At 60.1% G+C, this 21,689-nt stretch carries 17 protein-coding genes; 5 read left to right on the top strand and 12 right to left on the bottom strand.

All coding sequences use genetic code 11. The features are described 5' to 3' along the window. The first annotated feature begins 9 nt into the window (after positions 1–9). The gene (gene gldE, locus HMPREF9720_RS07665; protein ID WP_009597623.1) at positions 10–1,296 is read left to right on the top strand and encodes a gliding motility-associated protein GldE; all 1,287 of its coding nucleotides are present in this window, start codon (positions 10–12) and stop codon (positions 1,294–1,296) included. After that, a complete protein-coding gene (locus HMPREF9720_RS07660; RefSeq protein WP_009597678.1) occupies positions 1,293–1,859 on the top strand; it encodes a 4'-phosphopantetheinyl transferase family protein in 567 nt (188 codons plus the stop codon). Before gldE ends, HMPREF9720_RS07660 begins: the two co-directional genes overlap by 4 nt. 222 nt (positions 1,860–2,081) lie before the next feature. Here the strand turns inward: HMPREF9720_RS07660 and HMPREF9720_RS07655 are convergent, their stop codons facing one another. After that, the gene (locus HMPREF9720_RS07655; protein WP_039940186.1) at positions 2,082–3,491 is read right to left on the bottom strand and encodes a hypothetical protein; all 1,410 of its coding nucleotides are present in this window, start codon (positions 3,489–3,491) and stop codon (positions 2,082–2,084) included. Positions 3,492–3,763: 272 nt separating this feature from the next. On the opposite strand from HMPREF9720_RS07655, the gene HMPREF9720_RS07650 reads away from it, so the two are divergent. Then, a complete protein-coding gene (locus HMPREF9720_RS07650) occupies positions 3,764–4,405 on the top strand; it encodes a pentapeptide repeat-containing protein (protein ID WP_009597600.1) in 642 nt (213 codons plus the stop codon). Between the two features lie 501 nt (positions 4,406–4,906). Here the strand turns inward: HMPREF9720_RS07650 and HMPREF9720_RS07645 are convergent. The 10 genes from HMPREF9720_RS07645 to HMPREF9720_RS07600 all read right to left on the bottom strand — a co-directional run bounded on the left by HMPREF9720_RS07645 (position 4,907) and on the right by HMPREF9720_RS07600 (position 17,430). Continuing rightward, positions 4,907–6,115: an aminopeptidase C gene (locus HMPREF9720_RS07645; RefSeq protein WP_009597659.1), complete on the bottom strand. Its 1,209-nt coding sequence runs from the start codon at positions 6,113–6,115 to the stop codon at positions 4,907–4,909. Positions 6,116–6,145: 30 nt separating this feature from the next. Next, positions 6,146–8,443 (bottom strand): type I DNA topoisomerase, encoded by a 2,298-nt coding sequence (gene topA / locus HMPREF9720_RS07640; RefSeq protein ID WP_009597583.1) that lies wholly within the window; start codon positions 8,441–8,443, stop codon positions 6,146–6,148. Between the two features lie 77 nt (positions 8,444–8,520). Further along, positions 8,521–10,203, bottom strand: coding sequence for a DUF4270 family protein (locus HMPREF9720_RS07635; RefSeq protein ID WP_009597636.1), 1,683 nt, complete (start codon positions 10,201–10,203; stop codon positions 8,521–8,523). Next, the gene (locus tag HMPREF9720_RS07630) at positions 10,187–10,993 is read right to left on the bottom strand and encodes a glycogen/starch synthase (RefSeq protein WP_009597572.1); all 807 of its coding nucleotides are present in this window, start codon (positions 10,991–10,993) and stop codon (positions 10,187–10,189) included. Before HMPREF9720_RS07630 ends, HMPREF9720_RS07635 begins: the two co-directional genes overlap by 17 nt. Before the next feature lie 122 nt (positions 10,994–11,115). After that, complete coding sequence (gene queA / locus HMPREF9720_RS07625) at positions 11,116–12,165, bottom strand: tRNA preQ1(34) S-adenosylmethionine ribosyltransferase-isomerase QueA (protein WP_009597673.1); 1,050 nt, start codon at positions 12,163–12,165, stop codon at positions 11,116–11,118. Positions 12,166–12,229: 64 nt separating this feature from the next. After that, complete coding sequence (gene truB, locus HMPREF9720_RS07620; protein ID WP_009597594.1) at positions 12,230–12,946, bottom strand: tRNA pseudouridine(55) synthase TruB; 717 nt, start codon at positions 12,944–12,946, stop codon at positions 12,230–12,232. Next, a complete protein-coding gene (locus HMPREF9720_RS07615) occupies positions 12,946–13,737 on the bottom strand; it encodes an undecaprenyl-diphosphate phosphatase (protein WP_009597704.1) in 792 nt (263 codons plus the stop codon). Before HMPREF9720_RS07615 ends, truB begins: the two co-directional genes overlap by 1 nt. A gap of 59 nt (positions 13,738–13,796) precedes the next feature. After that, positions 13,797–14,054, bottom strand: a complete 258-nt coding sequence (locus tag HMPREF9720_RS07610; protein WP_009597622.1) for a DUF3098 domain-containing protein — start codon at positions 14,052–14,054, stop codon at positions 13,797–13,799. Beyond that, a complete protein-coding gene (locus tag HMPREF9720_RS07605; protein ID WP_009597576.1) occupies positions 14,055–14,936 on the bottom strand; it encodes a cell division protein FtsX in 882 nt (293 codons plus the stop codon). It abuts the gene before it with no gap. Positions 14,937–14,940: 4 nt separating this feature from the next. After that, entirely contained in the window at positions 14,941–17,430 is a 2,490-nt protein-coding gene (locus HMPREF9720_RS07600; protein WP_009597663.1) for a YfhO family protein, read from the bottom strand. Between the two features lie 267 nt (positions 17,431–17,697). Here HMPREF9720_RS07600 and HMPREF9720_RS07595 point away from each other — a divergent pair, with 267 nt between their 5' ends. After that, positions 17,698–18,687 (top strand): polyprenyl synthetase family protein, encoded by a 990-nt coding sequence (locus HMPREF9720_RS07595; protein ID WP_039940183.1) that lies wholly within the window; start codon positions 17,698–17,700, stop codon positions 18,685–18,687. Between the two features lie 37 nt (positions 18,688–18,724). Continuing rightward, the gene (locus HMPREF9720_RS07590; protein WP_009597598.1) at positions 18,725–20,023 is read left to right on the top strand and encodes an MFS transporter; all 1,299 of its coding nucleotides are present in this window, start codon (positions 18,725–18,727) and stop codon (positions 20,021–20,023) included. Positions 20,024–20,674: 651 nt separating this feature from the next. Here the strand turns inward: HMPREF9720_RS07590 and rplS are convergent. Beyond that, positions 20,675–21,055 (bottom strand): 50S ribosomal protein L19, encoded by a 381-nt coding sequence (gene rplS, locus HMPREF9720_RS07580; RefSeq protein WP_009597593.1) that lies wholly within the window; start codon positions 21,053–21,055, stop codon positions 20,675–20,677. Positions 21,056–21,689 lie beyond the last annotated feature (634 nt).

The following is a 21,689-nucleotide window of genomic DNA, read 5'->3' as shown; positions in this document are numbered from 1 at the left end:
ACCGCCGGTTTGGAGGAGACTACAACTTCGTGGATTACGTTTAACGGGTTTTCGGCCCATATCGCCGTACTGTGTACGGTGACGCTGGGCCTGCTGTGCGTTTCGGCGCTCGTGTCGGGCGCTGAAACTTCGTTTTTTTCATTGTCGCACAACGATATACGCCGCCTGCGCAAACGCACGACGGCGTCGGCCGAGGCGGTGCTCCGCCTGCTGACGAACGTGGACCTGTTGCTGGCGACAATTCTCGTGGTGAACAATCTGGTGAATATCTGCATCGTCATCCTCACGTCGAGCATCATAGATTCGGTTTTCACCTTCCTGCGGTTCGAATTCCTCTTCAAGACCGTACTGGTGACCTTTCTGCTGCTGCTCTTCGGCGAGATACTGCCCAAGGTGCTGGCGCAGACCATTCCCGTGCGCTTCGCGCAGTTCGCCGCGCGGCCCCTCACGGTGCTGCGGTGGATTTTCTATCCGATCTCCTATGCGCTGGTGCGGACGAGCAGCCGCATCAGCGAGAAGGCTTCGCACAAGAGCGAGATTTCGCTCGACGAGCTGGCCGACGCGGTGGACATGACCCAGAGTTCGAGTCCTGAGGAGCATGTGATGCTGTCGGGAATCGTCAATTTCGTCAATACCGAGGTGCAGGAGATCATGAAGCCCCGCGTGGACATCACGGTGCTCAACATAACCGACGATTACGAGACGGTCAAGAAGACCATTATCGAGTCGGGATTTTCGCGCATCCCCGTCTACGAGGACGACATAGACAACATCAAGGGAACGCTTTATGTCAAGGACCTGCTGCCCTACATCAACCACGGCAGCGAGTTCGGCTGGCAGCAATTGGTGCGCAAGCCCTATTTCGTGCCGGAACACAAGAAGATCAACGACCTGCTGGCCGACTTCCAGTCCAATAAGATCCATATGGCGATCGTCGTGGACGAGTACGGCTCGACGCTGGGACTGGTGTCGCTGGAGGATATCATCGAAGAGATCGTGGGCGAGATTTCGGACGAAAGCGACGCCGACGAAAGTTTCTTCACGCGGCTCGACGAGAAATGTTTCATCTTCGACGGCAAGAGCCATCTGGGCGACTTCGAACGGGTGCTGGGGCTGGACGAGGAGATTTTCAACGACGTGAAGGGCGAGGCCGAGACGCTGGCCGGGCTGATGCTCGAACTCAAGCGCGACTTCCCCCGCAAGGGCGACGTCTTTACGTCGCACGACATCCGTTTTACGGTGCAGGAGATGGACGGGCACCGTATCGACAAAATCCGTGTAGATTTGCTGGCATGACGAAGGGGCTCTTCATCGAGCCGCCGATGACCGAGGCGGAAGCCGCTGCGCGGGTGACGCCCGGCGAGCGGGCCGCCGCGCAGGAGTTTCTGCGCGAACGCCGCCGCAGGGAATTCCTGACATGGCGTGCCGTCGTACGCCGCGAGCTGGGGGACGACGTGTCGATCGCCTATGATGAGGCGGGGGCGCCCGTCATTCGGGGGCGCGAGGTGCATATCGGGGTTTCGCACTGTCCGGGCCGGGTGGCGGTCTGCATATCGGATGCGCCGTGCGCCGTCGATGTCGAACCCGAATCGCGGGATTTCAGCCGCGCCGCGTCGCGTTACATGTCGCCTGCCGAGCGGGCGCTTTCTGACGATCCGTTGCTGCCGGCCGCAGTCTGGTGCGCGAAGGAGACCCTGTACAAATATGCCGGGCGGCCGGGGCTGGATATGCTCTACGACCTGCATGTCGAGGCGGTCGATTTCGAAGCCGGAGTCGTCGTGGGGCGTATCGCGGACGGGGAGCCGCTGCGGCTTTCGCTTAAGCGCGCCGACGGGTTTATCGTTGTATATATTTTGTAGTTTCGGGGCGTGTACCCGATAATAATCCTCTAAAATCCTGCTGGGAGCCGTGCGGCTGAAGCTGGAAGTCGAGGGGAATGCGGGGGCGGAACCGGGGTTAGGATTGCCGGAGCGGATGAGGATAAGGCCGGAGGGACCGAGGGGCTGCCTGCGGGGTTGCTTGTGGGATGGAGTCGGGATTTGCTGCGTCTGCCGGAAGAGAGTGGCCGGATTGCCGTTGTCTCAGAAGGCTTCCGAAGCGGTGAAGAGGAATGCCGAGGAGCGTTTGCGGTCCCACGGGAGGTTGTGGTTGCCGTAGACGCCCCAGCCGTAGTCGAGACGGATGTTCATGCGGTTCTTGAATTCGAAGCGGTAGCCGCAGCCGAAACTGTAGAGCGTATTGTCCCACCGGAATTTGTCGGTGCCCCAGACCTGACCGCCGCCGATCCAGCCCACGATGCCGTGACGGCGGTAGATTTTCTGCCGCAGTTCGATCTGCGTCTCGACGAGCCGTTTGTCGCGGTAACGCCCCTCGTAATAGCCGCGCATGCGTTCCATGCCGCCCAGCTTGGCGTACATGTGCCACGACGGGGTGCCCGCCGTGCAGTCGGCATAGAGATCGTAGGCGAAGATGGCGCCTTTCCAGAGTTTCTGATAGAAGTCGAACGTCAGTGTGAAACGCCCGAAGTTACGGCGCGTATTGCCCAGCCACTGGGGATACCATTTGGCTTCGGCCTTGATGAAGATGCCTTTCGAGGCGTTGAAGGTCACGTCGCGCGTGTCGTACTGCGCGAAAATGCCGAGATTGGTGTTGAAGGCGTTCGGTTTGTCGCCCGTGGCGGCGATGAAGTTCGAGAAGGGGTCCTGTTTCTCCGGGTCGTAACGTTTGTTGTCCTTATATAAATCGTAGAGTTCGCCGATTTGACCGCCGGGTTTTTCCTTTTCGTGGTTGTCGATTGCGGTGAAGTACTCTCCCATGCCGCTCGACTTGTATTTGGCGCCGGTGTAGTCGATGCCGCCGCTGACGCCGATGTAGAACCGTCCGACGAGCGACGTGCAGTAGGAGATGCGGAAAATGCCCATCGTCGTGGTCAGGTCCTGCGCGTAACCCTCTTTTCCGGCCTTGTGGCCCACGCCGTAGAATGCGCCCGGAAAGTAGACGAAGGCTCCCGAATAGCTCAGACGCCGTTTGTTGTGCTGGAAGATGTTGTCGCCCGAAAAGCGGAGCAGCAGGAATTTTTGGGTCGTGATGTTGCCGTAGATCGAGATGTTGGAGGGAGCGGTCACCGAGTCCGTGCGGTCGAGACGGTACAGACCGGCGACGAGGAAGCCCAGACCGAAGCCGACGTCGGACGAGTAGTTGGGACCGGGAGCGATGCTCCAGTCGATCTTTTTCTCGAACGTGCGGTCCACGTTCGAGCGGCTGTAGTAGTCGATGATCCGGCGGATGAAGCCCTTGCGCTGGGCGGGTGTCGTGAGCGCCGCCGTGTCGGCGGGCTGGCGGCCCGGCCGCGCTTCGGCCGCGCCGATCCGGGACAGAGCCTCCTGAGTCGAAGGAAAATTGTCTTTCGAGGTGTCGGTGGTTTGGGCCGTTGTCGTAAATATCGTCAGCAACAGGCTGACAGTTAGGAAGATCCTATATCCCTTTTCCATTAAAAGTGAGGTTGAAGGCGGTTTAAAGATAGCAATTTTTCGCCAATGTTCAAAATGGACACATTCAGGGCGTTCGGGGTTTCCCGATACGGAGATAAATTTCTATCTTTGCAGGGACCGGTGCCGGCCCGTCCGACTGTGGGACTTGTCCGGCTGTGGGATCCGTTTGCTGTCCGGCCCGATGATTGCCGGACACGCTGATTGCCCGATAGGCCCGGTTGCCGGATCGGAAATTTGCCGGACCCGATGATGTCGGATCATTATTGAACTGCATGGAAATTACACGCCCCGTACCTTCGCCGAATCCGGTTGAACAGACCGACGCCGCTCTGCTGCAGACCGCAGAGGAGGTGTCCGATGCGGTTTTCCGCAGCGTGCCCCTGCCCCCGCTGATGCGCGAGCATTTCTGGGTGCAGTCGTCGGTGTTTGCGGGTTGCATTTTCCCGGCGCCCGTGTTGCAGGGTTCTCATTTTACGGACGTCACGTTCCGAAACTGCGATCTCTCGAACGCCGATTTGTCGGGATGCAGTTTCCAGCGGGTCGAATTCGTGGAGTGCAAGCTGGTCGGCGCCAACCTTTCGGAGGGGACGTGGCAGCATGTCGTTTTCGAACGCTGCAAGATGGAATTCGCCAATTTTACGCTGGGAAAATTCCGGGGCGTCCGTTTTGCCGGCGGAACGATGCGCAGCGTTGGATTCGACGAATGCCGGTTCGAACGTGTGGAGTTCTCGCTCTGCGACCTTACGATGGCGGAATTCAGTCGGACACGGTTGAAGGGGCTTTCGTTCGTCGATTCGGATATTCGCGGAATCCGGGTAGGCGATACCGGATCGTTCGAGCTGAAAGGTTTGAAAGTCAGTGCGCTGCAGGCTTCGGAGCTGGCGCGTCTTCTGGGACTGGAAATCGAGGGGTAATCGTTATTTAAAAAATTTACATAATTCTTAAAAAATATTAATAAAAATGTTTGGAAGTTTGTTTTCCGGGCATTACCTTTGTCGCATCTTAGATGATAAAATATTTTAAGAATTATTTAAAATTATTTAGTATGAAGGCGAAGATCAATGCGTGGTTCCGTACCGCTATGGTTCTGTTGGGAGAGAGCATCAAACTGAGAGCGATGTAAGGCTCCCCTTTTTTGAGACAACAAATTAAAACTTCGATATACGAAAGAGTCCCGGCCGCAAAGCCGGGACTCTTTTATTTTGGGTTTCCGCGGGGGGCGGGCTGGATTGCATCCGGGATGCAGGGTGAAGTGCGCCGGATTTCAGCAGTTTGTTCCCGCCGGGTTGTTCCCGCTGAACGGGCCTGCCGGCGGCCGGCCCGGAACTGTTCCGCGGACTGCGGTATCGGAGCGCTCCGCTGAATTGTTCCGCCGTTTCGTACGGTCGGCTTGTTTCACGGGACTGCTCCGTCCGCTATTTGAGACCCAGCCGCTTGGCGGTCTCCTTGGGCAGTGCGTTCTTGTTGACCATGATCGAAGTGGTCTTGTACTCGACGAACGGCCGCGAGAAGTACCAGAACCCGTCGTAGGGCGGGCGTACGTCCCACGAATTCTGGACCTTGAAGTAGCGGTTGCCGGCCTGATCGGTCGCCGTGCCCATGATGACCATGCCGTGGTCGTCGGTGGTCTCGTAGTTGTCGAACGCCTGCTGGCGCATCTCCTGCGTAATTCTAAGCTCCTTGCCGGGCTTGTCGAACTTATAGAGCGCATCGTCCTTCTCCTTCTGGGTCAGTTTGCCCCAGCGCTCGGCTTCGGTGCCGTCCATGTTCGCAAGGTCGGCTTCGGGGATGATGCCGATGGCTTTGGTACGGCTGAAACCCTTCTCGCTCACGTCGGTGCCCCACGATACGGGGTAGCCGTTGGCCAGCGCGTTGTCGATGACGGTCATCATCTCGTCGAGCGGCAGGTTGTAGACCGTGCCCCACATCCAGTTGTCGGGAATCTCGATGATGAACTGCGTATAGAACGGATGATGCGTGAAGGAGGTGATGTCGATGTAGTCGTCCATGTCGATCGGCAGCGATGCGGCGAACGACCGGGGCGTATACTCCTTGCCCTCGTAGGTGAATGTTTCGGGCATCCGGCCGAAATACTCGTCGAGGATGGCGTCGAAGCCGCGTTTCCATGCCGTCGAAAGCGCTTTGTCCGAGGATTTGCCGCTGGCTGTGATCACGGCGTCGAGGTAGGCCTTCAGCACGAGCGACAGTTCGTGGAAATCGGCTTTCTCGGTGCCGTAGTTGAAGCCCGGATAGGCCTCCTGCGGTACGATGCCGTGGTTCTTGATTCCTTCGGTCACGTCGTGCGAAGCGCCGCCCTCGGCGAAGTTGATCTCGCCGTGCATGCGGACGTATTTCACGGCCTTGTCCATGAACGTGTGGCGCACGATCCACATCTCGGAGAGGTGGACCGGACGGCCGCCGGCGCGCAGGATCTCGCCTTCGAGGAACGAGAGGGTCGAGTAGCACCAGCAGGTGCCGCTGCGGTGCTGGTCCTTGACCGGGGTCATGGGGATCAGCCTGACGTCGGTGAATCGGTATCCCTCCGGCTCGGTTGCGGCGGGAGTCTGCGCTGCGGCCGCGAAGGCGGTGCAGAACGCAAGGGCTGTCAGCAGGAATTTTTTCATCGCTTGTGCTGTTTGGGTATTGGTGTTCGGTTACTTCTTCGAGGAAGAGACGATTTTCCGGCACTCTTCGAGCGTCAGCGTCTCAGGCTTGGCGCCTTTCGGCAGGCGGTAGTTCTTGCCTTTGTAGGCGATATAGGGTCCGTAACGGCCGTTCTTGACCAGCATGTCGGGATCTTCGGGGAAGCTGCGCAGCGGAGTGTTGGCCGCGGCTGCGGCAGCCTGCTGGGCGCGCACGACCTCCACGGCGCGCTCGTAGGTGAGCGTGTAGGGGTCGTCGCCTTTCTGAAGCGAGGCGAACGACTTGCCGTGGCGCACGTAGGGCCCGTATTTGCCGATGCCGACCGAGAGCTGCTCGCCCTCCAGCTCGCCGAGGTCGCGGGGCAGGGCGAAAAGCTCCAGCGCCTCTTCGAGCGTGATCGACTCGATCAGCTGGCCCTTCTTGAGCGACGCGAAGCGTCCCTTTTCGCCTTCGTTGCCTTCGATCTCGACCATCGGGCCGTAGCGGCCGATGCGGGCCTTGACGACATGTCCGGTTTTGGGATCGTTGCCCAGAATGCGGGCCTGACTCTTCTTGTCGGTCTGCGTGCCGATGGCCGTATCGACCATCTGGTGGAAGGGCCCGTAGAAGTCGTGGATCATCGTGTCCCAAGTGATGTCGCCGTCGGCCACGCGGTCGAACTCCTTCTCGACGTTGGCCGTGAAATTGTAGTCCATGATGGGCTTGAACTGCGTTTCGAGGTAGTCGTTCACGACCATGCCGATGTCCGTGGGCGAAAGGCGGTTCTTCTCCTTGCCGAAGTTCTCCGTGAGGTTCTTCGAGGTGAGTTTGTCGCCCGTGAGCGTGAGCTGTACGTAGCCGCGTTTCTGGCCCTCCTTGTTCTGTTTGACCACATAACCGCGGTTGATGATCGTGGTGATGGTCGGGGCGTAGGTCGAAGGACGGCCGATGCCCAGCTCTTCGAGCCGCTTGACCAGCGATGCCTCGTTATAGCGGGCCGGGGCCTGCGTGAAGCGCTCCGTCGCGGTGATCTGGGTCGAAACGACCCGGTCGCCCGCGGTCATCTTGGGCAGCAGGCCTTCGCCGCTCTCGGCGGCCTGATCGTCGTCGGTGGACTCGGAGTAGAGACGCAGGAAACCGTCGAAACGGACCACTTCGCCCGTGGCGACGAACTGCTGCGACGAGCCGGACATGTCGATCACGACCGTCGTGCGGTCCAACTCGGCGCAGACCATCTGCGAAGCGACCGTACGCTTCCAGATCAGGTCGTAGAGTTTCTTCTCGGCGGGCGTGCCCTCGATGGTGTGGTTCTCGATGTACGACGGGCGGATGGCCTCGTGGGCCTCCTGAGCGCCTTTGGTCTTGGTCTTGTAGTTGTGCCACGACGAGTATTTCTCGCCGTAGAGCTTGGTGATCTCCTCCTTGCACTGGGCGAGCGCCTGTTTGGAGAGGTTCACCGAGTCGGTACGCATGTAGGTGATCAGACCCTGTTCGTAGAGGTGCTGGGCGACGGACATCGTCTGCGAGACGGACATGCCCAGCTTGCGGCCGGCCTCCTGCTGGAGCGTCGAGGTGGTGAACGGCGGCGCCGGGAAGCGCTGCGCGGGCTTCTCCTCGGCCTTGGCCACGGTGAAGGTGGCGCCGATGCAGGTGTTGAGGAACTCCTCGGCCTGCTCGCGGGTCTCGAAGCGCGACGAGAGCTCGGCCTTGAAGATCGTTTTGTCGGGATCGCCGGCGGCATGGAACTGGGCGACAACGCGGAAGTAGGGCGTAGAACGGAAGGCGATGATCTCGCGTTCGCGCTCGACGATGAGCCGCACGGCGACGCTTTGCACGCGGCCTGCGGAGAGCGACGGACGCACCTTCTTCCAGAGGACGGGCGAGAGCTCGAAGCCGACCAGACGGTCGAGGATGCGGCGCGCCTGCTGGGCGTTGACCAGATCCATGTTGACCGTGCGGGGCTGCTCGATGGCTTCGAGAATGGCCCGCTTGGTGATTTCGTGGAAGACGATACGTTTGGTCTTGTCAACGGGGAGACCCAACACTTCGGTCAGGTGCCATGCGATGGCTTCTCCTTCGCGGTCTTCATCGGACGCCAGCCAGACCGTTTTGTCCTTGGCCAGCTTGGTCAGCTCGTCCACCACCTTTTTCTTGTCGGCCGGGATTTCGTAGACGGGTTTGAATCCTTCGCCGATGTTTATTCCCAAGTCCTTTTTCGAGAGGTCGCGGATGTGTCCGAAACTCGATTTGACGACATAGTCCTTGCCGAGGAATTTCTCGATGGTTTTTGCCTTGGCCGGGGACTCGACGATTACTAAATTTTCCTGCATGCGTGTATGTTACTTTTCAGAAATGCGAAAACCTAAGTATGTCACACTTAGGTTTCGCTTTTCAGGCTGTTTGTCTCTTATTTGATCAGGTTGTACGTGACGTCGATCTTGATCGGAACGTCCTCCTCGGTCACGCCGTCGGGCGTCATGCCCTGAAGGACGCTGTACGTCGTCGTATAGACGCTGTAGGCTTCGGGACCCAGATAGATCGTGCGGTTCTTGATCTTCTCCTTCAGCTCGTCCCACGGGGCGTCCGCTCCGAGTTCCGCCTTGGCGGACCGGTAGCTGTTCCACAGACTCTGGGCGTAACCCGTGATGTCCATCACATAGCAGCCGCGGCTGCGGTTGATGTAGCCGCCGTAAGCGAGCGTCGTGCTGTAGTTCTGCTCGTAGGCATAGGCGTAGTCGGGAATGGCCGAAAGCGTCTTGTAGTTGGTGTAAAGGCCCAGACGGGTTTGCGACTTGTCCATCTCCCCGATCATATGCGGCATGTCGGTCAGCTTCGTCCAGTCGTAATTGCTGCCCTTGAAGTAGATCGACATGCGGACCTGAGTCATGGCGAGCGTCTTGAAGTTCTGGGCGCCCTCGTTGCCTGCGACGATCTCGGCTTCCAGCGCGTCGAAGAAGGGCTTGTCGAACGTGATGGCGGTTACCACGCCGCCCATGCCCTCGACATAGATCTGGTCGTAGGTCGGGTGGTCGGTGATCGGTTTTCCGGCCTCCTCCTTGGCGTCGGCGATGTCGAACTTGGCGTCAGCGCTGGTCGCCATGCCGTAGTCGCGGCGGATCGTATTGACCGAAACGTTGCCGTACTCCGTGGAGATGCTCGTATTGTAGAATATGTAGCCCATGCCGATCGTATCCTTGATCAGCGTCGGGTCGCTCTCGACGCGGTTGCGCGCATAGACCATGAAACCCGAACTTTCGAGCTCCGTGGCGTAGATGTTGCCCTTGCCCTTCTCCTTCTGGTCTTCGGCCGGAACGATGTAGAGACCCTTGAACTCCTCCACCCACTGCTTGAGACTGTCGGTGCTGTAGATCGAGTAGTCGTCTTCGTAGGCGGTGCCCGAACCTTTCTGGAGCATCAGGCGGTCGATGAAATTCTGGGTTGCCGGAGTCGTGTTCATGGTGACCGCCGTGGTGGCGGGACCCGTCGTCTCGCCGTCGGGGAAGGTGAAGGTGAAGACCGGCTCGTCGTCCGCGCCGATAACGCCCTCCTTGACGGGGTCGAAGTTGAGGTAGAAGACCGTGTCGCGCTCGGTTTTACCCGCGGCGACCGGCTTCTCGGTCAGGTATTTGTTGCTCTTGATTTCGTAGACGTTGTACTTCTGCGGCGTGAGCGTATCGTTTCCGTAGCTGGTGATCGTGATCAGGATCTGCGCCGAGTCGAAGATCGGGCGGTAGCCGAAATAGCCCTCCTTAACCTTGTAGACGTTGAGGTACTGGGTCAGGAATCCCGCCGTGCGGAGTCCGAACGTGTCGCTGAGCATCGAGCCCATGTAGCCGTAGGAGATGTTGGACGCCTTGAGCGAGTCGCTCTGGAACAGACGCGTCTCGACGTATTTGGCCGCATCGAGTTTCCCCGCGAGCGTCCGGGCGCCGAGCGTCGTGTAGCCCACCTTCATCTGCTGGTTGTCCGGCACGAGGTTCGAGCCCAGCGTGTCGTCGACCTTGGTACAGCCCGCGAACGTCATGAGAGCGACCGCAGCCAGAACGGCGGCGGCGCGGAACATGCGGCGGAAATTATTGCAATGCTTCATAAAATCGGTTGTAATTGTCGAAAAAGTCCGCTGCTTCGGGCGACTGGTATTCGAGCATCGGCTTGCCGCTTGCGCGGGCGATCTCCAATACCTTCGGTTCGACATCCGGGGATGCCGCGACCACACCGTCGGCATACTCCATAACGAAACGGCAGAGATTTTCGTATGACGGGGTGTCGAGAATTGCGAGATTTTTATCTTTGACCCCTTCGCCGGCGATCTTCTTGCCGAAGGCGTTGTCCAGTTCGCCGGGGAAACCGTCGCCGTAGAGCGAAACGACGATCTTCACGTTGCGGAAGATGGGGTCGTCGGCGAAAATCCGCTTCAGGTAGACCGGAATCACGCTCGAAAACCAGCCGTGGCAGTGGACGACGGTCGGGGTCCAGCGCAGTTTCTTGACCGTCTCCAGCACGCCGCGGGCGAAGAAGATGGCCCGCTCGTCGTTGTCCGGGAAGGCCTTGCCCTCCTCGTCGGTCAGCACGAATTTGCGCGAGAAGTAGTCGTCGTTGTCGATGAAATAGATCTGTACGCGGGCTGCGGGGATGGACGCGACCTTGATGATGAGCTGGTGGTCGTTGTCGTCGATGATCAGGTTCATGCCCGACAGGCGGATCACCTCGTGGAGCTGGTGCCGGCGTTCGTTGATGCAGCCGTAACGCGGCATGAACGTGCGTATGTCATTCCCACGCTCCTGCATCGCCTGCGTGAGAGCGCGGCAAAGTCCGGAGCTTTCCGTCTCTGGAAGATACGGGGTAATCTCCTGACAGACGTACAGAATCTTATTTGCCATGGTTCGAGTGTTTTGTCTTTGGACTTCCGTTTTCGCCGCCTTGTATGCTCCGGACGGGGCCGGAGCGGTCCGGGCTTGGCGGAAACGGCCGCTATCTGTTTTGCAAAGATAGTGAAAAAATCTTAAAGAATGAGCATCGCGTCGCCGTAAGTGCCGAATCGGTATCCTTCCTCCTTGGCCACCTTGTAGGCGTTCATGACCGTTTCGTAGCCGCCGAAAGCCGCAACCATCATCAGCTGTGTGGAGTAGGGCAGGTGGAAGTTGGTCACCATGGCGTCGGCCACCGTGAATTCGTAGGGCGCGAAGATGAATTTGTTGGTCCAGCCCTCCATCGGCTTGATCATGCCGTTGGTCGAGACGGCCGTTTCGACGGTCCGCATGACGGTGGTGCCGATGGCGACGATCTTGTGTCCGTCGCGTTTGGCCGAATTGACCGCTTCGGCGGCTTCGTCCGTCACGAAGAACTGCTCGGAATCCATCTTGTGTTTCGAGAGGTCCTCGACGTCCACCGTGCGGAAGTTGCCCAGACCGACGTGCAGCGTGATGAAGGACTTGTCGATGCCCTTGATCTCCATGCGCTTCATCAGGTGCTTGGAGAAGTGCATGCCGGCCGTCGGGGCGGCCACGGCGCCTTCGTGCCGGGCGAAGATCGTCTGGTAGCGCTCGGCGTCCTCCGGCTCGACCTTGTCGCGCACCCACTTGGGCAGCGGGGTCTCGCCCAGACTGAAAAGCGCCTGCTTGAACTCCTCGTAGGAGCCGTCGAACAGGAAACGCAGCGTGCGGCCGCGCGAAGTGGTGTTGTCGATCACCTCGGCAACCAGCAGGTCGTCGTCGCCGAAGTAGAGCTTGTTGCCGATGCGGATCTTGCGCGCAGGATCGACCAGCACGTCCCACAGGCGCAGTTCGCGGTTCAGCTCGCGCAGCAGGAAGATCTCGATCTCGGCGCCGGTCTTCTCCTTGTTGCCGTACAGACGGGCCGGGAAGACCTTGGTGTCGTTGAAGACGAAGAGGTCCTTTTCGTCGAAATACTCGATGATATCCTTGAAGATGCGGTGTTCGACGGTGCCTTTGGCGCGGTTGATGACCATCAGGCGCGAGTCGTCCCGGTTTTCCGTCGGATGTTTCGCCAGCATTTCGGGGGCGAATTCGTACCCGTATTGTGATAATTTCATGGTGAAAAAATACTCTTTTTACGTCTTAAAAACAAAACAGATTATTTTCTATACGCAAAAAAGTCTATTTTGTTTCAAGTTCCTCCAACTTTTTGAGAAATTCTTCGAATTCAAAGGCTTTTTCGAGCGTAAAGCCGCCGCTGCGGGTGCGGCGCAGCGACGTCAGGTGGGCGCCGCTTTCGAGCGCCTGTCCGATTTCGTGGGCCAGCGAGCGGATGTAGGTGCCTTTGCTGCACCGCACGCGGATGCGGATGCGGGGAAGGTCGTACTCCAGCAGTTCCAGTTCGTAGATGTTGACCGTCGCCTTGCGCATCGTGACCTCCTCGCCGGCGCGGGCCAGCTCGTAGGCGCGCGTGCCGTCGATCTTCTTGGCCGAGTAAACAGGGGGCTCCTGAAGCCGCTCGCCCGTGAGCGAAGAGAGCGCTTCGAGGACCTTTTCGCGCGTGATATGTTCGGTGGGGAAGGTCCGGTCGACGGGGTGTTCGAGGTCGTAGCTTGGGGTCGTGGCGCCCAGCATCACGTCGGCGACGTACTCCTTCTCCTCGGCCTGCAGCGCATCGACCATCTTGGTGGCGCGGCCGATGCAGACCAGCAGGATGCCGGTGGCGAGCGGATCGAGCGTGCCGGCGTGGCCGACCTTGATTTTCCGGTAGCCGAGGCGGCGCAGCGTGAATTTGATTTTGCGGACCACATCGGTCGAGGTCCAGCGCAGGGGCTTGTCCAGTACGGCGATATAACCCTCTTCGAAGTTGAGACCCCGCAGGTCGATCGGTTCTTTCATTAACAGAAATAGCTTAGGATGGATACGAGGCCCGCGGCGGCGCAGTAGAGCGCGAACCAGATGAGTTTGCCCCGCTTGACGATTTCGATCATGAATTTGCAGGCCAGACAGCCCGTGACGAACGAGGCGAGGAAGCCTGCGGCGAGAGGACCGGCGGCCACGCCGGCCGTGAGGTCGCCGCTGACGGCTTCGAGCAGCGTCTCGCCCAGAATCGGAGCCAGCACCATCAGGAACGAGAATTGCGCCACGGCGGCTTTTTTGTTGCCCAGCAAGAGGCCCGTGGCGATGGTCGTGCCCGAACGCGAAAGGCCCGGCATGGCGGCGCAGGCCTGCGCAAGGCCGATGATGAAGGCGTCGCGGTAGGAGATGGTCTCCTTCTGGCGGGGTTTGGCGTAATAGGCGAAAGCCAGCAGTGCGGCCGTCAGCAGCAGCATGGCGCCCACGATCACGAGGATATAGGGGGCGTCGAGCAGGGCGTTGATCCGGTCCTTGAACAGGAAGCCGACGAAGCCGATGGGAATCATCGAGAGCACGAGTTTGAGCACGTAGGCCTGCTCGGCGTTGAAACGGCGCGAGAAGAGACCCTTCAGGAGACGCCACACCTCGCTCCAGAGTACGACGATGGTGCTCAGGACGGTGGCGGCGTGGAGCGCCACGTCGAAGGTGAGGTTCTCTTCGAGCTCGACGCCCAGCAGCTCTTTGGCGATCTGGAGGTGGCCGCTGCTCGAAACGGGCAGAAATTCGGTGATGCCCTGCACGATGCCGAGCAGGATGGCTTGTAGAGTGTCCATTTACGGATAAGCGGGGTTATGAGTCGTCGCGGCGAATGCCGGACCTTGGGTTGCGTGAATTATTTGTATCTTTTCAGGATGGCGTAGATTTCGATCACGAATCCGCCGATCACCAGAATCGGGGCCAGCGTGATGCGGCGCCATGAGAACATCGCGTAGTTGAACTGGTCGGGCGAATCGCTGCCGCCGCCGGCCATCAGCACGAAGCCCAGCAGGATCACGGCGAAGCCGATCGCCAGCAGGACGTAGTTGCGGCGGGTAAGCGGCATTTTGGGGGGTTCCTGCTCCGCAGGGGTGTTCTTATTCGCTTTTTTCATTTAATAAAGGTATATCTTGTTCGACTTCATGTTGACGAATTTGTTGAGGGCCGCGACGGTGAAGAGTCCCGATATGACGACGCCGCCCGCAATCATCGCGCCGAGGATGACGGCGATTTTGCCGCTCTCGGCGATGGTCGTCAGTTCGGGGGCCGCTTCGTTGAGTCCGAAGACCGAAAGCCCGAACAGCAGCGAGGCCCCCAGTCCGGCCAGTATGCCCTGTGTGATGCTGCTGCCGAGGAAGGGCTTCATGATGAACCACTTGGTAGCTCCGACGAGCTTCATTGTGTTGATCAGATAGCGTTTCGAGAAGATCGCCAGCCGGATGGTGTTGCTCAGCAGGATCAGCGAGATGATCAGCAGCGCGCCGCCGAAAAGCAGCAGGACGAGCCGGATTTTGCCCACCGTGGCGTGCAGCCGCTCGGCCATCAGCGCGGGATAGCTGACCCGCTCGACGCCCGCGATGCCGGAGACGGAGGCGATGAAGCCGTCGAGGAGCTCCTTGTCGGCCGACTCGGCCGTGAGGGTCAGCTCGAACGAGTCGAGCAGCGGATTTTCGTCGAGAATCTCCTCGAATTCGCTTTCGAACATCTTGCGGAATTCGGCGTCGTCGGCCTTCTCCTCCTTCGTGACATAGGCGACGGTCGCGACCAGCTCCTCGGCGGTGAGCCGTTTGTTGATCGTTTCGCGCTGTTGGTCCGAGATGCCGTTTTGCAGTTCGACGGTGACGGCGATGCTCTCCTGCAGGGTCTGGGCGACCTTCATCGCGGCGACCATCAGGTAGCCTACCGACCCCAGCAGGAACAGTACGAGCATGATGCTGACGGTCGATACGATATAGGAGTTGCGGACTTTTCGTTTAAGTCTCTTGTCGTCTTTCATAGTCTTATGCCTTTTTCTTGCGGAAACAGTATGTCAGTGCCGCGGCGGCGCCGAGCAGGATCAGGAGCGACGAGACGAGCGTCACGGCCTCGGCCGCGGCCCAGCCCGGAGCGCGGAACCGCCACTCGACGGTGTGCCGGCCGGCGGGCAGTTTCATGGCGCGCAGGATGTAGTCGGCCCGGAAGCCGGGCATCGCCTCGCCGTCGACGTAGGCCGTCCAGCCGTGGTCGTAGAATATCTCCGAGAATACGGCGACCGACTCTTCGGGGGCCGTGTATTCGTATTTCTGGTAGTTGGGACGGTACTCCGTGAGCGCGATGCCGCGCACGAGCGTCGTATCCGCCTGTCCGCCCGCCTGCCACTCCTCGGCGAACGCCTTGTCGGCGGGGGCGGCGACGGCCGTCGTTTTCAGATCGACGCTGCCCAAGAGGTCGATCTCCTGCTGCGGGGTGTCGGCTGCGACGATCCCATCGACGAACCACGCCGGACCGTTGGCCGTCGCGCGGCGCACGGCCTGCGGCTGTCCGTCGTCGCCGGGGACGATCAGGTAGCGGGTGTTGAGCATGTCGAGCACCGCGTCGTTGCGGTAGCTCAGGTAGCGGTCGATCAGGTCCTGATAGCGGGCCAGCTTGGCCCCGTGGTAGCCGCCGACCGAACGGTGGAAATAGGAGGTCGTGGCGTCCTGAAACGGGCTGACCGTGAGGTTGAGGACGCGGAAGCCCGGATCCTTGTCGGCCAAGATCGCCTTGTCGGCGGCCGTGGCCGTGATCTGCCGGCGGCGCGCCGAAATGAAGTCGTCGTGCGAGAGGAACCGCAGGTCCACGGGAACGAGGTCGAGCAGCATCACCGCGCCGAGCAGCGCCGTGAGTGCGTATTTGTTGATTCTGCGCAGGGCGAACAGCGCCACGCCGCCCGCGGCGAGCAGGATCATCAGCAGCGAACGCCATGCGTCGGCCTGCATCATCGAAGCGCGTTCGGCGGCCATGGCGTCGGCCGTGGCGATGCCCATTTCGGCGTCCATGCCCCGGTCGAGGTACTCCTGCATGTTGTTGGCTTTGAGTATCTGGTGGAACTGCTCGGTCATCATCGCCGCGCTCTCTTCGCGGCCGAAGTCGAAGAGCGAGCCGCCCGCGACGGCCAGCAGCAGGCAGAGGCCCCCCGTGACGCCCGCGGCCCAGCCGAGGGCCTTGAAGAGCCGCCGGCGCGGAATTTCGTCGCGCCAGAGCCGCATCAGCGCCAGTGCGCCGAGCAGGGGAACCGTCCACTGCACGACGACGAGGGCCATCGAGACGGTGCGGAATTTATTGTAGCCGGGGAGCCAGTCGAAGGCCAATTCGGTGAACCACATCAGGTTGCGGCCCCATGCCAGCAGGAGCGTCAGCGCCGAGACCGCCACGATCCACCACTTGTTGCGGCCCCGGACCAGCGCGACGCCCAGTGCGGCGAGGAAGATCGCCGCGGCGCCGAGGTAGGTCGGACCGCCGGTGTAGGGCTGCGTTCCCCAGTAGGCGGGCAGCTGCTGCGCGGCGCCCCGCAGTCCGTAGTCGTTGAGCACGGCGGCCACTTCGCCGTCGGGGGCGAAGGCCGTGCCCGATTCGCGGCCCATGAAGTCGGGAACCAGCAGGTTGAGACTCTCCGTGCGGCCGTAGCTCCATGCCGTGGCGTAGTCGAGGGCCAGTCCGTTTTTGGACGTCTCGGCGGTCGAAGCCAGCTCGGAGCCGCCGCGCATGGTCTCCTTGGAGTGTTTGGCCGTGTACCAGAGGGGCGAGAAGTTCGAGCCGACGGCCAGCAGGCCCGCGGCGGCGAGCACGGCGGTGCGGAGCGCGAAATTCCGGAAATGCTTCTCCCGGAAGGCCGTGACGCCTTCGCTGATCCAGAAGGCGGCCATCGCCAGCAGGAAATAGTAGGTGATCTGCGGGTGGTTGGCGCCGATTTCGAGCGACGCCGTGAGCGCCGTGAGCGCGCCTCCGGCCCACATGTTGCCCCGCAGGGTCATCCACGCGCCGCCCATCATCAGCGGGGCGTAGACCAGCGCCCACATCTTGGTGATGTGGCCTGCGCCGATGATGAGCAGGAAATAGGTCGAAAGGCCGTAGGCCAGCGACGCGACGACGCCCACCCACGGATTGACGCCGAAGATCAGCAGCATGAGCCACATGGCCGTCATGGCGAAAAAGAGGAAGGCGGCGGGGGTGTCGATGATCTTGACGATCCGGCCGAGGGTGTTCTTGACGAGCTGCGCCGGGTAGGCCACGTTGATCAGGTAGGCGGGCATGCCGCCGAACATGCGGCCCGTCCACTGGGGATCTTCGCCCGTGGATTCGCGCATGTCGTTGATATCCTTGGCCATGCCGTCGTACTGCATGACGTCGTGCTGGGGCAGCACCTCGCCGCGGAACTGCGGGGCGAAGTAGACTGCGCTCACCACGAAGAAGAGCGCTAGGGCCGCCGCGGCCGGCAGCAGCCGGCGTATGATCGTTTTCGAAGATTCCATATTTCAAGTCGTTATCCGGTGGCCGGAGACCGTGCAGACTCAGGGCGGAAGCCGCGTGCGGTCCGCATTCCGCCGGGGCGCACGCTGTCTGAGTGAACGTGTTAAGCCTTCGCAAAGGTACGAAAAAACATTTACTTGACGAGCGGCGATTGCGAAAAATCACTATCTTTGCCAAAGATATGCGGCGACCCGGTGTGCGGGGCATTTCCCGAATCGGACTTCGCTCCGGGCCGTGTTGCGTCCGTTGCCGCGAACAGAATAGGCTTTATGATTACACTCGATACGATCCGCAAACCCGTGACTGCGGAACTGGAGGCGTTCGACGAATTCGTCGATCGTCAGTTTACGGCCGAGGGGGAACTGCTCTCCGACATGCTGCGTTACGCCCTGTCGTCGCGCGGCAAAGGCATCCGGCCGCTGCTGGTGCTGTTGTCGGCCGCGATGAATTCGCCGGTGGCGGAGGCGGCCAAGGGGCGCCGGGTCCATCTGGCAGCCATGCTCGTGGAGATGATTCACGTGGCGTCGCTGATTCACGACGACGTGATCGACGAAGCCGACATGCGCCGCGGCAAGCCGTCGGCCAATGCGCGCTGGCAGTCGCACAAGGCGGTGATTCTGGGCGACTACATTCTGGCCCGCAACCTGAGCATCGGCCTGACGAGCGGTCAGTTCGATCTGGTGACGCACGTCTGCGGGTCGATGGCGGCGCTCTGCGAAGGCGAGGTGCTGCAAAGCGAGTGCGCCGAAAAGCATACCATGACGCGGCAGGCGTACCTCGACATCATCTATAAGAAGACGGCGTGTCTGATCGGCGTCAGCGCTTCGGCCGGGGCGATGGCCGTGGGCGCTTCGCAGCAGAAGGTGGCCCTGATGCGCCGCTTCGGCGAGGCCGTGGGCATGGCTTTCCAGATACAGGACGACATTCTCGACTACACGCGCACGGCGCATACGGGAAAACCCGCCAACAACGACCTGCGCGAGGGCAAGATCACCCTGCCGCTGCTGGCCGTGCTGGACAAGGCGCCGGCCGAACGCCGCACCGAACTGCTGGGGCGGCTGGCCTGTTGTCACGACGACGAGGAGTCGGTGGAATACCTGCAGCGTACGGTCGAGAACGAAGGCGGACTGACCTTCGCCGCCGAAGTGATGCGCAGCTATATCGCGCGGGCCGTGGAGATGCTCTCGGAATACGAGGCGTCGGATTACCGTACGGCGCTGGCGAACCTCTGCGCCTACATCGCCGAACGGGACCGGTAAACGGGAAAACTCATTAACCTAAATTTCATAAAACTCAATGGAGACGAAAAAACAAAATTACACTTTGCCGATCATTGTGATGATCTTCCTCTTCGGTATGATCTCATTCGTGACGAATCTGGCATCACCTATGGGTGACATTCTGAAGTACCAGTTCAATGTGCCCAACTGGATGGGAACGTTGGGCGTGTTCGCGAACTTCATCGCTTATGCGATCATGGGGTATCCTGCCGGCAACATGCTGCAGAAGTACGGCTACAAGAAAACCGCACTGGTCGCTATCGCCGTCGGCTTTACCGGCGTCGGCATCCAGACGCTCTCCGGCTCGGTCGAGAGCTTCGGCGTCTATCTGCTCGGCGCCTTCATCGCAGGTTTCTCCATGTGTTTGCTCAACACCGTCGTGAACCCGATGCTCAACAAGCTCGGCGGAGGCGGAAACAAAGGCAATCAGCTCATTCAGGCGGGCGGCTCGTTCAACTCGCTCTGCGGCACGGCGGTCATCATCCTGACCGGCCTGCTGATTCCGGAGGGTATCAAGAATGCGCAGATCAGCAACGTATTCCCGCTGATGTACGGCGCATTGGCCATTTTCGCATTCGCATTCATCGTGATCGCGCTGACGAAGATTCCGGAGACCCAGAAGACGGAGGGCAAGAAAGTCGCCGAGACGTCCAAATACAGCCCGCTCTCGTTCCGTCACTTCATTCTCGGCTCCGTGGCGATTTTCGTCTATGTGGGCGTCGAAGTCGGCGTTCCTAACGTGTTGCAGAAGTGGCTGCAGAATCCTGAGCTGAATGTGCTGGGCAGCGGCGTGAACGTCGAGGCCATCGCAGGTTCGGTCGCCGCTACGTATTGGCTGCTGATGCTGGTCGGCCGGCTTCTGGGCGCGATGATCGGCAGCAAGGTGTCGGCGAAAAGCATGCTGATGGTCGTATCTTCGGCCGGTCTGCTGCTGACGCTGGGCGCGATGTTCGCGCCGAACGTGCCGGTCAATCTGCCGGTTTTCAACGGCGCGGAGGGCTTCGGACTGGTCAACGTGCCGGTGAGTGCCGCGCTGCTGGTGCTCGTCGGTCTCTGTACTTCGATCATGTGGGGCGGTATCTTCAACTTGGCGGTAGAAGGGTTGGGTAAATATACGGAAAAGGCTTCCGGTATTTTCATGGCGCTGGTCTGCGGCGGCGGCATCCTTCCCCTGCTGCAAAACGGCATCGTCGATTTGACGGGCGGCGTAGGCTACCTGACGAGCTATTGGGTGATCGTAGCCGGTCTGGCCTATATGCTCTACTATGCGCTTATCGGTTCGAAGAACGTCAACAAGGATATTCCGGTGGACTGATGCTCCGGTCGGAAAACGAAAAATCCCGGTGCCGAGTTTGCGGCGCCGGGATTTTTTTGCTGTAGCCGGGGAGGGGCGGCGGTTGTTTGCAGGGGGCGGGGGCTTGCAGAGGGAGGGAATGCTTAATCCGGCCGGCGGAATGGCGCGCCGGGATGGGCCGGAGCAGGGAGCGGAGAAGGGGCCGCACAGGAGCAGGAATGCGGATGCGGAGAGCCGCCGCAGACGGCGAGATGCAGGCGGCGGCGAGATGCAGGCGGCGGCGAGATGCAGGTGGCGGGGAGATGCAGGTGGCGGGGAGATGCAGGTGGCGGGGAGGTCGGGCAGGAAACTGAATGGCGGGGCGGAATAAGAAGCGGAGGACGGGGCGGGCTGAAGGGGACGGGCGGCGGCTTCGGATGGAAGAGACGGCGGATAAGAGAAAAGGCAGCCCGAACTGAAAGACGGCGGCTATAAATAAGAAATAAGTGATGCGCTCGTGGGCGTCGGACTGCGGGCCTGAGAGGGACGGACTGCGGGACGGAATGGAAAGAACAGCCGGTTGAAGAGAAAGGACGAAGCGAAGGGGCGGAATGAAAACGGAACGGGGCGTCGCGGGCAATAAAAAAAACAGGGAAGCCGGAGCTTCCCTGTTTTTCTTGCTGACCGTCCGGATTATTTCTTGTCCGCGCTGGTCATGCGCTTCTCCTTGATGCGGGCCTTCTTGCCGGTCAGATCGCGCAGGTAGTAGATACGTGCGCGGCGTACTACGCCGACCTTGTTGACCTCGATCTTGTCGATGTGGGGCGAGTAGAGGGGGAAGATACGCTCCACGCCCACGCCGCCCGAAATCTTACGGATCGTGAACATCTTGGTCTTGCCCGAACCCTTGATCTGGATAACTACGCCGCGGAAACTCTGCACGCGCTCCTTGCTACCCTCGACGATTTTGTAGGATACGGTGATCGTGTCACCGGCCTTGAACGACGGAACATCGGCATCCGTCTTTGCCCACATCTGCTCGTTTACGAGCTTGATGATTGCGTCTTTGTTCATTGTTGCAACAATTATTGTGTTTCGCACCCAACATTCCCGCTGTGCCCGGCTTACCATACGGATACCCTGATCCATAATCCTGCGTCCGCGGCTTCGGACCGCCTGAGCCGTCCCCGCCCTCCTGCGCAACTGCGCGGCACCCAATGAAAGAGGTTGATATACGCCCCGAAAGGGAGTGCAAATATACGAAGTTTTTTTCATTCGGCGCAAACGGGGCGTAAAAATATCGTTTCGGGACGCGATTTATCATTGTCTTTACGGAAAACGGGGGACGGTTCGGGCGGAACGGGAGACGGCTTTGGTAAAGCGGGGGACGGCATGGCTACAACAGGGGCGGCATGGCTACAACAGGGGCGGCTTCGACAAGAGGGGAGGCGGTTTTGGTAAACAAGGGGCGGCATGCATAACGGGAGGGGCGCTACGGACGCAACAGGACGGCATGGATACAACGGGACGACGCGGACAACAAGGTGCGGTTCGGACGAAACAAAGTGCGCCACGGACAAAATCGGAAACAAATTTTCGTTTTGTCGCCCGCCTTTCACTATCTTTGCGGGGAGACAGACGCCGGGCCGGCAGGTCGAATCCGGCAAAATTTTGTGCGGATACGCATTTGAGAACGGTTTATGCTGTC

It is taken from the genome of Alistipes sp. HGB5 (assembly GCF_000183485.2).
GTDB lineage: Bacteria > Bacteroidota > Bacteroidia > Bacteroidales > Rikenellaceae > Alistipes > Alistipes finegoldii.
This window is presented reverse-complemented; position numbering and strand designations above follow the sequence as displayed.